The organism is Acinetobacter guerrae (genome assembly GCF_009372255.1).
Taxonomy (GTDB): domain Bacteria; phylum Pseudomonadota; class Gammaproteobacteria; order Pseudomonadales; family Moraxellaceae; genus Acinetobacter; species Acinetobacter guerrae.
Map to the genome: position 1 here is coordinate 88,844 of NZ_LXGN01000004.1, position 15,135 is coordinate 103,978.

A 15,135-nucleotide genomic window follows, 5' to 3' on the forward strand; every position below is an offset into this window, starting at 1 on the left:
TCCTTTATGCACAAAATGAACGAATCTGAATATCATTTTTTAACAGTTCAGCTTTAATCGCAGCAGACATTTCTAAAGCGCCCGCAGTGTCGCCATGTAAGCAAATCGTATCGGCTTGAATTGGGGTAAATACACCATCAATGGATTCAACTCCACCATGTTTCAGCATAGAAACCACACGTTTCGCTACCAAATCAGCATCATGCAACACTGCACCGTGCAAACGACGTGAAACCAAAGAGCCGTCTCGGTTATAGGCACGATCAGCAAATGCTTCAGAAACCACGGTTAAACCCGCTTGACGCGCCTGCTCGACCAGATTTGAACCTGCTAAAGCAACCAATACCAACGCTGGGTTATACATTTTTAGGGCTGCAATAACGGCTTCAGCCTGAACGGCATCTTTAGCAATCGTGTTATAAAGTGCGCCATGCGGTTTAACATATTGCACTTTTGAACCAGCAACTTTTGCAAGACCATCCAATGCTGAAATTTGGTAAAGTACATCGGCAATTAACTCATCTCGAGACAAATCCATATTGCGACGACCAAAACCCACTAAATCAGGATAAGCGACATGAGCGCCTATACAGACATTTAACTGTACAGCCTGCTTTAATGTTTTTAATATTCCTAAAGGATCACCTGCATGAAAACCGCAAGCAATATTGGCGCTGCTCACTACAGGTAAAATCTGTTCATCATGCCCCATTTTCCATGAGCCGAAACTTTCACCCAAGTCACTATTTAAATCGACAAACATCAGCGTCATTCCTTTTCAATTGAGTGTTAGATTGATTACAGTTTGGTGAGATAATTAAATACCGTTGTAAATGACATATATCCCATCCACCATGTCAACAAGCAAGTTAAAACACCCAAAATCAATAACCATTTTGGATAGTTATAATGACCCATAAGATCTTTACGGCATGCAGCGACATAGACAAAAATCGTTAAACCAATTGGTAAAACCAGACCATTAAAACCACCAACAAAAATGAGCAATCCAGCAGGTGTTGCACCTAAAATCACATATAACAGTAATGCCAAAGAAATAAAGCTGATGGTGATATAGTTGGTTTGTTTCGCACTGAGATTCTTTTTAAATGCAGAAATAAATGAAACTGATGTATAGGCTGCACCAATGGTACTACTGATTCCAGCTGCCCAAAAAATCAAACCAAACAGTTTAAATCCAAAAGTACCTGCCGCATATTGAAATGCTTGAGCTGCAGGATTGGCATCATGGCTGGCCAAGTCAATTGTTGCACCACTCACCACCACCCCTAAAAATGCCAAGAACAAAACATAGCGCATGATCCCGACGACCACGATCCCTTTGGTTGCTGCTTTTGCAACTTCATCAATATTTTCTGGACCAACAGCACCTTTATCTAATAAGCGATGCGCGCCTGCATAACAGATATAACCTCCAACCGTTCCACCGACTATCGTGGTAATAATTGCAAAATCAATCTGGTCTGGCGCAAAAGTTTGTTGAACTGCTTGTCCCACCGGCGGCATTACAATAAAGGCGACAATGACAATCAGAACAATTTTGAGCAAACCCAAAACAATCATACTTTTGTCCATCACCAATGTGGCTTTTCTGGAAGCAAAAATAAGGATAGCCAATGCACCACTAAGTACACCACCAACTTTGGTATCTAAACCAAATAAGGCATTTAAACCGAGTGCCGCACCCGCGATATTTCCAATACTGAAGAAGAAGCCCCCAAGGATGACCAAAAATGCAAGCAAATAACCACTGCCAGGTAAAGCTTTGTTGGCAATATCTGAGGCTCGCATTTGAGTTAAGGTCACTACACGCCAAATATTTTGCTGTACGACAAAATCAATAATGATTGAAATCAAGATTGCGAAACCAAATGCAGCACCTAATTTCACTGTGAATACAGCAGTTTGTGTAAGAAAACCTGGCCCCATTGCCGATGTTGCCATCATAAATATCGATGCAACAATCGCCCATTGGCGCTCAGATAAGAAAGAAGATTTCAATAAAGACATGTATGCGTTCCTCATCCATTTGAGTTTAATCAACGCTATTTCAAGTTAAACAAAGAACATCAATTTTTCTGAAAATATGAAATTCTTTTATCCTTTAAATCCTGAAGATTTTTTTGACTGTGAAGTGCTAAATCTATATTTGAGATAAAAACATAGGAAATGAACCAGAACAATCATGCTTTAAGACGGGAAAATTAAACCCAAGAAACTGTATTTATTGAATTTTATTTTAACAAAATTATTTTAATAACGATTCTTTATGACTTTTGATAAGTTCTGATTATCAATAATGTGACAATTTTGGAAATTTTAAAGATCAAATTATGAGTAAAAAATAAAGTACAACAGCAATAATTACTTAAATTTTAATTTTATCATTTAACTTTTTCATCGCTTTTTCTGAGGTCAAAACTGCTAAATCTGTCAGCTTTTCCTTTAAAGCAGTATCATTTCCCTGTGTATAAATTGCAGTGAAGTGGAAAGTTTTAAGTTGTATAGGGGTATTTAAGATTTCCAAACGACCATCTAAAATTTCTTTTAAAGCGGTCAGGGTTGGTACAACAGCAATGCCTAAACCCTGCTCTGCCAAACGTAATAACGTCACCAATGAATAACTGGTGATTGAGAGTGGCTCATCTATTCCTTGTTCTTTCATTTTAGCTTTCAGTTCTTTATAAGGATACGTGATTCGTGGATAAGTCAAAATGGTATGAGACATCAAGGTTCGAAATGACATTTGCCCGATGCCTCCTTTAAAGGATGGTGATGCCAAAAAACTCAACTCAAAATCACAAAGCGAACGTTCAATACATTCAAAAGGCAAAGTCGGTCCCAGTAAAAAAGCCATATCTAAATCACCGACCCGTACACCCTCTTGCAGATCTGGAGTCAGGCTCACCACAATTTCAATAGAAACTTTGGGAAACTCTTTTTGGACTTGTTCCATATATTCCACTAACCATGTATGCACAATGGTTTCAGAAACACCTAAACGAATTGTGCCCGTTAAATATTGGCTTTCAGTAAGTTCAGCAACCAGATCGGTTTCAAGCCGCATAAATTTTTCAGCATATTTGAATAAGGTCATTCCTTTATGTGTGGCTTTGATTTGACGAGAACTACGATCAAGCACCTTAAAACCAAGGTCATTTTCAATCGCAGTAATTTTTTGCGAAATTGCGGGTTGCGTCGTTTGAAGCTTGGTCGCCGCTTTGTTAAAGCTTTTTAAAGTCACCACCCAATAAAATGCTTCAAGGTTTTTTAAGTTCATGATCCATTTTGACCTAATGTTTGAATGACAACATTGCGCAAATCCTTTGCCAGCGTAACCGATAACAGTGTAAATGCATAAGCAGTTTAAATCATGTTACCAACATTCAGATTACATTTTGTCTTCTCAGTAATGCGGCGGTTTGTTACTTAAAGGATCAAACGGTGCAATTCCATCGGATAAATCAGTGGCTTCAACCCGTTGATACAAGAGTTGCATTTGTTTTTTTAAATCAATGATTTCCCTTGATTGAAGGGCCAATTGAATATTTAGCTGTTCAACTAAATCATCTAAAAATGCAATTCGTACTTGCAAATCTTCAATGGGTGCGGAAAATGACGCATGATCATCATAATCTGTTGGTTTAGTCATTTAACTCTCCTCATTTGGGATTTTGGAAAACATTATGGCCTATATTACTTTAAGGGATGTCCAACTGGCATTTGGTGGACCCGCCCTCCTCGACGGCGCGAACTTTGTATTGGAGCGTGGCGAACGAGTGTGTTTGATCGGTCGTAATGGCGAAGGCAAGTCTACTTTACTTAAGCTCATTGAGGGAAGTTTATTGCCCGATCGTGGCGAAGTTTCTATTCAAAATGGCTTAACCGTTTCGATGTTGGCACAAGATGTTCCAATGGATTCTGGTAAGGTCGCTGATATTGTTGCGGATGGTGCTGGTGAAGCAGCAACCGTGCTAAAAGAATATCACGAAGCAAGTGATGCCTGTGTATTGGGTGATATGGAAGCTTGCGACCGCATGGGACATTTGCAACATAAATTGGATCAATTAGATGGCTGGGCGCTCGAAAATAAAGTCAATACGATTTTAGGCAAAATGGGACTTGATCCCCATGCGGATCTTGCCGATTTATCTGGGGGTCGTAAACGTCGTGTATTACTCGCACGTGCATTATTGACGCAGCCTGACATTTTGCTTCTTGACGAACCTACCAACCATCTGGATGTTGAAAGTATCGAATGGTTAGAAAAATTCTTATTGGAACAAAATAATTTAACCTTGTTATTTATCTCGCATGACCGTTCATTTGTTGATCGTCTGGCAACGCGTATTGTGGAGCTTGATCGTGGCATCTTGCGTAGTTATGAAGGCAACTATTCACGTTATCTGGATTTAAAAGCACAACAGCTTGAAGCTGAAGAAAAACAAAATGCCTTGTTCGAAAAGAAACTGGCCGAAGAAGAAGCATGGATTCGTCAGGGCATTAAAGCGCGTCGTACCCGTAATGAAGGACGTGTTCGGGCGTTAAAAGCTTTACGTGAAGAATCTAAAGCACGTCGCTTTCAGCAAGGTAAAGTCAACATGGGTGTTCAGGATGCTCAGCGTTCCGGCAAACTGGTATTTGATATTGAAAACTTAAGTGTCAGTTACGATGCTAAACCACTTATTCAAGATTTCTCAGCTATGGTAATGCGTGGTGATCGGATTGGTTTAGTCGGTGACAATGGTGTTGGTAAGACAACATTGATTAAAGCGATTTTAGGTGAAATTCCACATGAAGGCACGGTAAAAACAGGAACTCAGCTTGATGTGGCGTATTTTGATCAATTGCGCAATCAGCTTGATTTGGAAAAATCAGTAATGGCAAACGTGTCTGAAGGTTCAGACTTTGTCGATGTAAATGGTCAACGCCGTCATATTTATAGTTATTTACAGGATTTTCTATTTTCACCTGAGCGTGCACGTACCCCAGTAAAAGCCTTATCGGGCGGTGAGCGCAATCGTGTGCTATTGGCGAAACTATTGCTTAAACCTTCTAATCTAATCGTCATGGACGAACCGACCAATGATCTTGATATGGTGACTTTAGAGTTACTTGAAGAAATGTTGGCAGATTATAAAGGGACGTTACTGCTGATCAGCCATGACCGTGCATTTATGGACAATGTCGTGACCTCGACATGGGTGTTTGATGGCAAAGGTGGTATCGAAGAGTATGTCGGTGGATATCAGGATTATCTGTTGCAACGCCCGAATCAAACCGTAGTTGATCAAAAGTCAGATGTAAAAAAAGCGCAGAGCAAAGCTGAAGCTAACAAAGCTGTTGCTCCTGCCAAGAAAGTCAAATTGAGTTTTAAAGATCAACGTGAACTTGAACAATTGCCTGCCGAAATTGAAAATTTGGAAACTGAACAATCTGAACTTTCTAATAAACTGGCTGACGGTTCATGGTTTGTGAAAGATGCAGCGGCTGCAACTCAAGCCAGTCAACGGTTATCGGAAATTGAGGAGCAACTACTTGAAAAACTGGAACGTTGGGATGCACTGGAAAACTTAACCAAAGGGCTATAGATTCCTAATGATTTAAACTCCGACATTTGAGCTGCGCCTGACTATCATGAACGATCGTCAGGCCTCATTACGGCTTTAAAAGTATTTACTTTTTTCGACATAATGTGCAAATCGTTCCAACACACTCAGCCAATCAATACGCTGTTCTTGCTCGGGTAGATCTGGATCAGCGTCAAACGTTTGATTCATTTGCACTACAGCACCTTTCTGGACAAATTCAACCCATACGTTACGATGCTCTTCATCGATCCACTCAATGCGTTTCTGTTCATCGACATGCGTATACCTTGCTGTAAAATTCATTACAGTCTGATCCTGCCGATTAACAATTTCTAATTTAAGTTGCCCACCAACACGTAAATCATTACAAGCTTTAGCGGTATACCACTCTTCGGAAGAATCCCATTGAATAATGTCTTCTGGATCATTAAACGCTTGCCAGACCACTTCTAACGAAGCTTTCACTTCAACAGAAATACTAATTTTCATATAAATCAACTTTTTACTTAATACGTGACAATGGATTTAAAATCTCATTGTCTAGTGATTAAATTCTAATTTTGCTCAACATTTCCGAGTTTCAATTCACTTGATCCCCATTTCAACACTACAAGTTAAAAATCAGTTCATGTTACACTGCTGATACATCAGGTCATTATTTTTGATTCTAAAACAAGCATGAGCCAGCAACAATCCTATATTCCCGGTGAATTTCAGTGGTCTTTTCTATTGCCCAAGTATTGGGGCATCTGGGTGGGAATTGTTTTTCTCATGCTGCTTGCCATTTTACCATGGTCAATTCAATGGCGTCTGGCTCAGGGTATGGGGCATTTGGCATGGACATATTTGAAATCCAGACGTAAGACCACCATTCGCAATCTGGAAGTCTGTTTTCCCGAATGGTCTAAAGCAGAAGTTGAACAGCATGCCAGACAAGTGTTTATCGACATGATGTTAGGCGTGTTTGAAACACTCAATGCATGGTATTCACCGCAATGGTTTAAAGGCCGTTCCAGTATTGAAGGTCTTGAACATCTCACCCATGCACAAGCCAATGGTCAGGGCGTTTTATTGCTGGGCACTCATAGCACTTTGTTGGATGCAGGCGGTTATATTTGTTCGCAGTATTTTGAGCCTGATGTCGTGTATCGACCACAAAACAATCCATTATTGGATATGCTGATTTACCGCTGTCGTGCTACGATTTATAAACATCAGATTGATCATGATGATATGCGTGGTTTAATTCGTAAACTTAAAGATCATGATGCAATCTGGTATAGCCCCGATCAGGATTTTGGTTTAAAACAAGGCGTAATGGCTCCTTTTTTTGGTGTGCCTGCTGCAACTGTAACCGCTCATCGTCGATTACTAAAAATATCCAAAGCGGCAGCAATTCCTTTATATTTTTATCGTCATGGAGATATTCGCAATCCCAAGTACCATGTTTTAATTGAAGCAGCCGTCGAAAACATGCCAAGTGATAATGAAATTGATGATGCAACACGTGTCAATAAAATCATTGAAAATCAGCTTCGTATTGCGCCATCACAATATATGTGGTTTCATCGCCGCTTTAAAACTCGTCCAGATGGATACGAGAAAATTTATTAATATTCAGAATTAAAAAGAGTTGAGATCCGAGCATGAAAGTGATGCAGCTTCTTCCCGAACTAAATAGTGGTGGCGTTGAACGCGGAACAGTTGAAATTGCACATGCTTTGGTTAAACAAGGTCATCAATCATTGGTCGTGTCCAATGGCGGACGTTTAGTTCCACAATTGGAAGCCGAAGGCTCTAGCCATATATCTCTCCCAATCCATAAAAAATCATTGTCTAGCCTATGGCAAATTCGACCTTTGCGTAAACTCATTGAACAACACCAACCCGATATTGTCCATGTTCGTTCCCGCGTACCAGCATGGTTAACGCATTTTGCGTTACGTGGCATTCCTGCACAGCGTCGCCCACATCTGATCAGTACTGTACACGGTTTTTATTCAGTCAATCGTTATAGTGCAATCATGACTCAAGCTGAAAAAGTCATTGCCGTTTCTGACAGTGTCGTGAAATACATTACAGATCATTATAAAAACTGCCCTCCAGAAGACATTATTCGAATTTATCGCGGCATCGATCCAAAAGCATTTCCACATGGTTATCAACCTTCTGCTCAATGGATCAACCATCAATACACGTTATTTCCACAACTGGAAAATAAATTTTTAATTTGTTTGCCTGGACGAATTACTCGTCTCAAAGGTCATGAAACCCTGATAGACCTAATTGAACAATTACAACCAGATTATCCAGATATACATGCGATTGTTGTAGGCGGTGCAGATCCAAAAAAAGCAGCCTATCTAGATGAACTCGAAGCGACCATTCAAAATCGTGGTCTACGCGATAAAATCACTTTTGTAGGGCACACTTCAGAAATTCGTGAGTGGCTCGCGTTGAGTGATATTGTGCTCTCTTTATCCAATCAGGCTGAAACTTTTGGGCGAACTGCGCTAGAAGCGTTATCAGTTGGAACGCCTGTGATTGGTTGGAATCGAGGCGGTGTTGCTGAGATTTTATCGAGTCTCTATCCACAAGGTCTTATTGATGTCGATGACCGCGAAGCTCTGTTTAGCGCAGTTAAACATCATATTGATCAACCACAGCATGTTGATCCTGTAACACACTTTAGTCTAGATGAGATGTGCAACGAGACAATTAAGTTGTATCAGCGTGTGCTTTCAGAAAATAGAATTTAAACACCCCATCTTAAGTGAGCTATTTAAATAAAGGAAAATAATCTATTTAAATTGTTGGCATTTATATTGCATTAAAGCCCTTGACGTAAATCATTGATTTAATTCGGGGCAACAATTATGATGCAACATTCATATTTATTAAAACGGTTCAGCTTACCTCTCCTCATCCTTACTGGTTTCATATCAGGCTGTAATGATGACGACGATAACTCCCAAACCAATAGTCATGTTACACCTCAGCCTTATCAGTTTGTGGAAGGCACGATTGAACAAATGCAAAATTCAATCAAAACTGGAGGGATGACCTGTCATCAAGTTGTACAGGGCTATATTGATCGCATCAATGCCTACGATAAACAAGGGCCGACTTTAAATAGCGTTATCACCATCAGTGAAACTGCATTGAACGAAGCAGATAAACTGGATGCCTATTTTAAACAAAACGGAAAACTGATTGGGCCAATGCATTGCGTTACAGTTTTGCCTAAAGACAATATCGATACGTTTGATATGCCAACCAGTGCAGGTTCTAAAGCATTAATGTACAGCCAACCGTTGCAAGATGCCTATGTCATCAAGAAAATTCGTGATGCTGGCGGTATTATTATCGGTAAGGCCAATCTGGATGAATTTGCCTTCGGCTTTCAAGGTAACGGTACACACCCTCGTGGCGGTCAGGTCAAAAATGCCTATGATCTCAGCAAAGGTCCAGGTGGCTCATCATCAGGAACAGGAGCATCCATTTCAGCCAGCTTTGCGCAGGTCGGCATTGGTACTGACACAGGTGGATCAGTTCGTGTTCCTTCTTCTGTTGAGGGCCTATTTGGCCTGCGACCAAGTCTGCGTTTAGTCAGTCAGAGTGGCATTATCCCATTAGCACCCTTTCAGGATACAGCAGGCCCAATGTGTAGAGCCATACAGGATTGTGCCATCCTGATGGATCAAATGATTGGCTATGATTCCAGTCCATTTGCAAATCAACGCGCTTCATTTGATATAAATGCGCCTGCTGTAAATGGAAGTATCGCCTACCAGACCATGACCAATACCCCGACCAGTTATCTAACAGGACTCAACAAAGATGCTTTAAAAGGAGCCCATATTGGAGTAGTTCGTGCATTATTTGACGCTAGCAACAGCACTGAAACTCAATTAGTGAATAACACCATTGATAATGCAATCGCCCAGCTTAAAGCTGCTGGAGCCACTGTCGATGATGTAACGATTGAAGATCTAAATGCAATCATGACTAATTATCGAAGTGTCTCAGCATTTGAGTTTAAAACCAGTCTGACCAAATATTTGCAGTCTTGGTCAAATATTCAGGATCATCATTATCTAAGCTATGATGAAGTTCTGGCAAGTGGCGAAGCACGTAGTAATTTTAATGCCTATAATATTGATCTAAGTGCTGAAAGTGTTAAAGCAGAATATAAGAAAAATACTGAAGAGCGTCCTAATTTTGTGCGTACTCGACTCAATAACGCACTTGATAACAAAACATTGGATGGCGTTTCCAAAGGTGCTGCGTATGATGTATTGCTCTATCCAACCATTCAAGGTTTACCGTCTGTATTAGGTGGCAGCCCGACAACTGGTACCAATAACCGTCTGAGTCCATTTTCAGGGTTTCCTGCAATGAACTTACCTGCGGGTATGGTCACTACGGCTTCAAATCTTCCACGAGTTCCTGTGGGGATGGAAATTTTAGGACGAGAATTTGCAGAACCTACTTTATTTAAAATCGCATACGCATGGCAACAATATGCACAGCCTCGCCAAGCACCTATCAATACACCTGAGTTAAAAAAAGCCAATTAAAACTGATTTTTATTTCTTGATGCAAAAAATAAAGACCTCAACATGAGGTCTTTATTCATTCATGCAACGATTAACTTGCTTCTGGCTGATTTAAACTGGCTTCATAAGCTTTAGCTTTATCTACATCGTAGACTTTTTCCCACTTACTAATCACCAAAACGGCCAGTGCATTACCCACTACGTTCAGTGCAGTACGTGCCATATCTAAAATACGGTCAACACCCGCAATAAATGCTAAGCCTTCAAGTGGAATGCCTACACTGCCTAGCGTTGCCAATAACACGACAAAAGAAACACCAGGTACCCCTGCAATCCCTTTAGAGGTAATCATTAGGGTAATAACTAAAATCACCTGTTGATATAAAGACAGATCAATCCCATACAACTGAGCGATAAAGATGGCAGCAATACTCTGATACAACGTTGAACCATCCAGATTAAATGAATAACCTGTCGGAATCACGAAACTGGTAATCGCTTTCGGAGCGCCATAAGCTTCCATCTTTTGCATAATACGCGGCAAAACAGTTTCTGAACTGGCGGTTGAATAAGCCAGAATCAATTCATCTTTGAGAATTCTCATCAAAGTTAAGATATTAATACCGCATAATTTTGCAGTAATACCTAATACGACAAAAGCAAAAAAGAAAATAGTGGCATACACCAGAACAACCAGCTTAGCCAAAGGAATAAGAGATGTAAAACCGAAATTCGCTACCGTGACAGCAATGAGACCAAACACCCCGATTGGCGCATATTTCATAATAATATGCGTCACACGGAACATGGTTTCAGAGACCGCATGGAATACATGCAACAAAGGCTCTTTGGTCGTGGTTGGTAATGATGACAAACCAATACCGAACAATACCGCAAAGAAAATCACAGGCAGCATTTCACCATGTGCCATAGAACTAATAATATTCGTTGGAATTAACGATAAAATCGTCTGGATAATGCCATGAGAATGCGATTCAACTTCTTGAGTGGTATGCTGATATTGAGAAATATCTGTTTTCACCAAAGCTGACATATCTACACCAGCACCTGGCTGGAAAATATTTGCTGCGACTAAACCAACGATAATGGCAATCGTGGTGATTATTTCAAAATACAAAATTGTTTTAAAACCAAGTCTTCCCAGACTTTTTGTGGTACCGACACCAGCAATACCCAAAATAAGCGTAGAAAAAACGATTGGAATAACGATCATTTTGATCAAGCTAATAAAAATCTGACCCAAAGGCTTCAAAACATTATTAACCGCGGCGTCTTTTATTTCAGGTTGGTTGTGTAAAATAGCCCCGACAACCACACCAAGGATCAAAGCAATTAAAATTTGCCATGCAAGGCTAATTTTAAAGTTCTTCATAAGACAATCCTTTATGCTCAAAAAGCACGATATAAGAACAGGAGAGTAGATGCGCTCTATAACAAACAATACGTTCGTAAAATTCCTTTTCGATCCGAGATGAGGTCTAGCCCTTGACCCATCAGCTCAAGATTTGGGTTTCTACGGACAACGAGCGATAAATAAGCGGCACATTCTAGAGAGATTTTATTATTTAACAATACTAAACCAACATAAAGTCAGACAAAGCCTGCTTGATTAAAAATATATCTATATTTTTTAAACATTTAAGCAACATTAATTGTTTAAAAATACATCAAAACCAAAATAATAATTCAAATAAAAGACCTATCTTGTAGTTTTATTAATCAAAACTTGTTTATTTAGAAACCAATACTGCGATAAAAAAACAAATGAATGAACAAAGAACAGGCAAATACCTTCATAAATGATCTCAGATTTTTCTATTTCAAAATTTTAAATTTTGCGATGAGCCATAATACCAAAGGCCAAAATATCGTATTAAGAAGATCATGCAAACTTGCATCAAAACGCCAGTACCCATAGTTGATAAAATCATCTCTGGCATCGAGCAATTCTGCACCCATTGCAATAAACATTACGGCAACCAATGCCCAAACTGATTTCAATTGGCGCTTATCTAAAAAAGCGACACAAAGAAATACCAGCAAACCAGCATAGATATGCAAGGCATCACGTGCCAAGTGAGTGAAATGAACAATATAAATTTTAAATTCTTGAAATTTTGAATCGTACATAGACAAATAAGTATATTTTAAGCCTTAAAAAATCATAACCCGAGTTCTGCATCCTGCAAAACTCGGGCAAATGAGGTTGTGCTTTCAGTAATTTTTGTTATTGTAAAAGTTGCTTCCCTAGCGTCATCAAGTCCTTGATGTTCATCCTTCGGCTTAGTCTTCCATAGTGGGGATATTCCGTTCCCAGTTCCTGTGCCAATGAAGATAGAATACCTTCTGGGAACTTGACTGGCTATTCGTTCAAGACCACATTTAATGTAAGCAATTGCTTACATCAAAATTTAGATTTTATAGGCTTGTGCGATATCATCAGTCACCGTTTTTTGTTCTTTTTCTGCCTTGCTAATGCCCTCTTGAATCGCTTCCTGAGCTTCCTCATGATCATCCTGAGTTTCTGGCAATTCCTCTTGTATCTGTTCAAAGATCCGCCCTGTTTGCAACACCACATACACAGGAAAGTGATCTGACCCAATATTCGGTAATCGATTCATTTTAACTAAAGCAAAGTCTGTGCTATGAAAAATATGATCCAAAGACCAACGCAACAAAGGATAATTGGCATGAAAAGTATTAATAAAGTGACGCCCTACTCGTGGATCGAGCAAACCACTAATTCGCTGAAACAGACGTGTGGTTCGTGACCATGCTACATCGTTAAGATCGCCCATCACAATACAGCTTTCATCAAGATCTTTGATTTGATCACCCACCATTAATAACTCTGCATCACGTAAGGTCGAATCTTTCGCTTCGGTTGGACTTGGTGGTTTTGGGTGCAAACAATAAAGCTGAACTGCCAAACCACTTGGTAAAATCACCGTGGTATGAATTGATGGAATTTCATCGCTTAAGATAAACTTGACTTCGGTATCCTTGAGTTGCAATCGACTATATAAATGCATGCCATATAAATTATCTAGCGGTACAGGAACTCGGTAAGGATAATCCGCTTCAATCACGCTGAGTTCATTTTGCCATGTTTGATCGGTCTCCAAAGTCAAAACCAAATCTGGTTTTAACTTTTGAATCTGTTCAATCAATAAATGATACTGATCATTAGGCGTTAAAACATTAGACACTAACAACGAGATTTGCTGATCGGGATTAAGTTGTTGTGCTTTGACCTGCTTCACCTGTTTTTTCCAGATAAAGGTATAAGGCAACACCATTTTTAACTGATAGGCTATCGCAGCAATTAGACCCAATAAAATTAATTCACGCGTAAGATTCCACGGCGCATTCAAAAATAATAAAAACAATAATGCCACCAGACCCACAGCTAAAATTTGCAGTCGTGGAAAGTCTGCACCACGAATCCACCATTCATCTCGTGGGATAAGCGACCAGAAACTTAACCAAATGACGAGTAAGGCACACACTTCAATAAATAGTATCAATGACTGACTCCAGCATGGGTTTTATCAATTATTTCGATTTTCTTGTTCTTATGTAGCACATTCATAAATTTACACACAATAAACAGAATGTTTTAATTGGATAATACTTGCAGTTGTGGTCGCTTTTGATACACTCAAGCCCCTTTTTACATTTTTTAACGCACCGAGGCAAAATGACATGAAAGTAGGTCTGGTCGGTTGGCGCGGGATGGTTGGTTCCGTCCTTATGCAACGTATGGTTGAAGAAAATGATTTTGCTCATTTTGAGCCATTTTACTTTTCTACCAGTAATGCAGGTGGTGAAGCCCCTTCATTTGGTGGTAAAACTGCCCCAGCACTTATGGATGCGACAGACATTAAGAGTCTGAAGCAAATGGATGTCATTATTACCTGTCAGGGTGGTGACTATACCTCTGAGGTTTTTCCAAAACTCAAAGCAGAAGGTTGGAATGGCTACTGGATTGATGCAGCATCGACATTACGTATGGCTGACGATGCGATTATCGTACTTGATCCCGTTAATGCTCAAGTTATTAAAGATGGCTTAGTCAAAGGCACTAAAACATTTGTCGGCGGGAACTGTACGGTTTCTCTTATGCTGATGGGCTTGGGTTCACTCTTCCAAAACAATTTAGTGGAATGGATGAGTGCAATGACGTATCAAGCTGCATCTGGTGCGGGCGCACAAAACATGCGTGAATTGCTCACGGGTATGGGCTATTTATATAACAATACCAAAGAATTGCTGGATGATCCTAAATCAGCCATTCTGGATATTGATAGCCGTGTTGCCGACTTACAACGTGGCGAAGGCTTCCCTAAAGCCAACTTCGGTGTACCACTTGCAGGCTCTTTAATTCCTTATATCGACAAACAGCTTGAAAATGGTCAATCCAAAGAAGAATGGAAAGGTCAGGCGGAAACCAACAAAATTTTAGGTAATTCGCAGATCATTCCAATTGATGGTCACTGTGTGCGTATTGGTGCAATGCGTTGCCATTCACAGGCACTCACGATTAAGCTTCGAAAAGACGTTCCTTTAGATGAAATCGAAGATATGATTCGTCAATCAAATGAATGGGCAAAAGTCGTGCCGAACACACGTGAAGCTTCAATGACTGATTTGACCCCTGTTGCAGTGACAGGGACACTTTCAGTTCCAGTGGGTCGTTTACGCAAACTAAATATGGGCAAAGAATATTTAGGCGCATTTACGGTAGGTGACCAACTTCTTTGGGGTGCCGCTGAACCTTTACGCCGTATGTTACGTATTTTGATTGAATACAAAAACGCTTAAACCCAATATTTAAATCCAATAGCCGATCTAATGATCGGCTATTTTTATGTACTTCTTCTGTAAAAGTTTTACATTCGGGTAACATCTGGGTATTGTATAGCGTGACCGCTTTGCTCTTG

12 protein-coding genes and 1 pseudogene are annotated in these 15,135 nt (G+C 39.9%); 5 read left to right on the forward strand and 8 right to left on the reverse strand.

From position 1 onward, the window contains the following. Positions 1-4 precede the first annotated feature (4 nt). The 4 genes and pseudogenes from A7A69_RS03460 to A7A69_RS03475 form a co-directional block, all read right to left on the reverse strand. Positions 5-763 carry a LamB/YcsF family protein gene (locus A7A69_RS03460; RefSeq protein ID WP_152876299.1) on the reverse strand — a complete coding sequence of 253 codons (759 nt, stop codon included), beginning with the start codon at positions 761-763 and terminating at the stop codon, positions 5-7. A gap of 35 nt (positions 764-798) precedes the next feature. After that, positions 799-2,050: pseudogene (locus tag A7A69_RS03465) on the reverse strand (NRAMP family divalent metal transporter). Between the two features lie 339 nt (positions 2,051-2,389). After that, positions 2,390-3,301, reverse strand: coding sequence for a LysR family transcriptional regulator MumR (gene mumR / locus A7A69_RS03470; RefSeq protein WP_151980409.1), 912 nt, complete (start codon positions 3,299-3,301; stop codon positions 2,390-2,392). A gap of 126 nt (positions 3,302-3,427) precedes the next feature. Continuing rightward, a complete protein-coding gene (locus tag A7A69_RS03475) occupies positions 3,428-3,673 on the reverse strand; it encodes a SlyX family protein (protein WP_120369739.1) in 246 nt (81 codons plus the stop codon). 34 nt (positions 3,674-3,707) lie between these two features. Between A7A69_RS03475 and A7A69_RS03480 the strand changes: the two genes are divergently transcribed. Further along, positions 3,708-5,612, forward strand: coding sequence for an ATP-binding cassette domain-containing protein (locus tag A7A69_RS03480; protein ID WP_152876300.1), 1,905 nt, complete (start codon positions 3,708-3,710; stop codon positions 5,610-5,612). Positions 5,613-5,687: 75 nt separating this feature from the next. Here the strand turns inward: A7A69_RS03480 and A7A69_RS03485 are convergent, their stop codons facing one another. Continuing rightward, complete coding sequence (locus A7A69_RS03485) at positions 5,688-6,101, reverse strand: SRPBCC domain-containing protein (RefSeq protein WP_151980411.1); 414 nt, start codon at positions 6,099-6,101, stop codon at positions 5,688-5,690. Between the two features lie 189 nt (positions 6,102-6,290). Here A7A69_RS03485 and A7A69_RS03490 point away from each other — a divergent pair, with 189 nt between their 5' ends. From A7A69_RS03490 to A7A69_RS03500, 3 genes are all read left to right on the forward strand, one after another. Then, on the forward strand, positions 6,291-7,226 hold the full coding sequence (locus A7A69_RS03490) for an LpxL/LpxP family acyltransferase (RefSeq protein ID WP_151980412.1): 936 nt from the start codon (positions 6,291-6,293) through the stop codon (positions 7,224-7,226). Positions 7,227-7,258: 32 nt separating this feature from the next. Further along, positions 7,259-8,371 carry a glycosyltransferase family 4 protein gene (locus A7A69_RS03495; protein WP_120369743.1) on the forward strand — a complete coding sequence of 371 codons (1,113 nt, stop codon included), beginning with the start codon at positions 7,259-7,261 and terminating at the stop codon, positions 8,369-8,371. Positions 8,372-8,488: 117 nt separating this feature from the next. Next, complete coding sequence (locus tag A7A69_RS03500; protein WP_241675207.1) at positions 8,489-10,192, forward strand: amidase family protein; 1,704 nt, start codon at positions 8,489-8,491, stop codon at positions 10,190-10,192. Positions 10,193-10,262: 70 nt separating this feature from the next. Here the strand turns inward: A7A69_RS03500 and gltP are convergent, their stop codons facing one another. The 3 genes from gltP to A7A69_RS03515 form a co-directional block, all read right to left on the reverse strand. Continuing rightward, entirely contained in the window at positions 10,263-11,564 is a 1,302-nt protein-coding gene (gene gltP / locus A7A69_RS03505) for a glutamate/aspartate:proton symporter GltP (protein WP_152876301.1), read from the reverse strand. Positions 11,565-12,007: 443 nt separating this feature from the next. Beyond that, a complete protein-coding gene (locus A7A69_RS03510; RefSeq protein WP_152876302.1) occupies positions 12,008-12,322 on the reverse strand; it encodes a hypothetical protein in 315 nt (104 codons plus the stop codon). A 281-nt stretch (positions 12,323-12,603) separates the two neighbouring features. Continuing rightward, a complete protein-coding gene (locus A7A69_RS03515) occupies positions 12,604-13,716 on the reverse strand; it encodes an endonuclease/exonuclease/phosphatase family protein (RefSeq protein ID WP_187349162.1) in 1,113 nt (370 codons plus the stop codon). 181 nt (positions 13,717-13,897) lie between these two features. Here A7A69_RS03515 and asd point away from each other — a divergent pair, with 181 nt between their 5' ends. Further along, positions 13,898-15,016 carry an aspartate-semialdehyde dehydrogenase gene (gene asd / locus A7A69_RS03520; RefSeq protein ID WP_120369748.1) on the forward strand — a complete coding sequence of 373 codons (1,119 nt, stop codon included), beginning with the start codon at positions 13,898-13,900 and terminating at the stop codon, positions 15,014-15,016. The last annotated feature ends 119 nt before the right edge of the window (positions 15,017-15,135 follow it).

What these genes read in the sequence shown, in the direction of transcription:
- A7A69_RS03480 (WP_152876300.1), top strand. Translation starts at nt 3,708, where the DNA reads ATGGCCTATATTACTTTAAGGGATGTCCAACTGGCATTTGGTGGACCC.
- asd (WP_120369748.1), top strand. Translation starts at nt 13,898, where the DNA reads ATGAAAGTAGGTCTGGTCGGTTGGCGCGGGATGGTTGGTTCCGTCCTT.
- mumR (WP_151980409.1), bottom strand. Translation starts at nt 3,301, where the DNA reads ATGAACTTAAAAAACCTTGAAGCATTTTATTGGGTGGTGACTTTAAAA.
- A7A69_RS03460 (WP_152876299.1), bottom strand. Translation starts at nt 763, where the DNA reads ATGTTTGTCGATTTAAATAGTGACTTGGGTGAAAGTTTCGGCTCATGG.
- A7A69_RS03510 (WP_152876302.1), bottom strand. Translation starts at nt 12,322, where the DNA reads ATGTACGATTCAAAATTTCAAGAATTTAAAATTTATATTGTTCATTTC.
- gltP (WP_152876301.1), bottom strand. Translation starts at nt 11,564, where the DNA reads ATGAAGAACTTTAAAATTAGCCTTGCATGGCAAATTTTAATTGCTTTG.
- A7A69_RS03475 (WP_120369739.1), bottom strand. Translation starts at nt 3,673, where the DNA reads ATGACTAAACCAACAGATTATGATGATCATGCGTCATTTTCCGCACCC.
- A7A69_RS03495 (WP_120369743.1), top strand. Translation starts at nt 7,259, where the DNA reads ATGAAAGTGATGCAGCTTCTTCCCGAACTAAATAGTGGTGGCGTTGAA.
- A7A69_RS03485 (WP_151980411.1), bottom strand. Translation starts at nt 6,101, where the DNA reads ATGAAAATTAGTATTTCTGTTGAAGTGAAAGCTTCGTTAGAAGTGGTC.
- A7A69_RS03490 (WP_151980412.1), top strand. Translation starts at nt 6,291, where the DNA reads ATGAGCCAGCAACAATCCTATATTCCCGGTGAATTTCAGTGGTCTTTT.
- A7A69_RS03500 (WP_241675207.1), top strand. Translation starts at nt 8,489, where the DNA reads ATGATGCAACATTCATATTTATTAAAACGGTTCAGCTTACCTCTCCTC.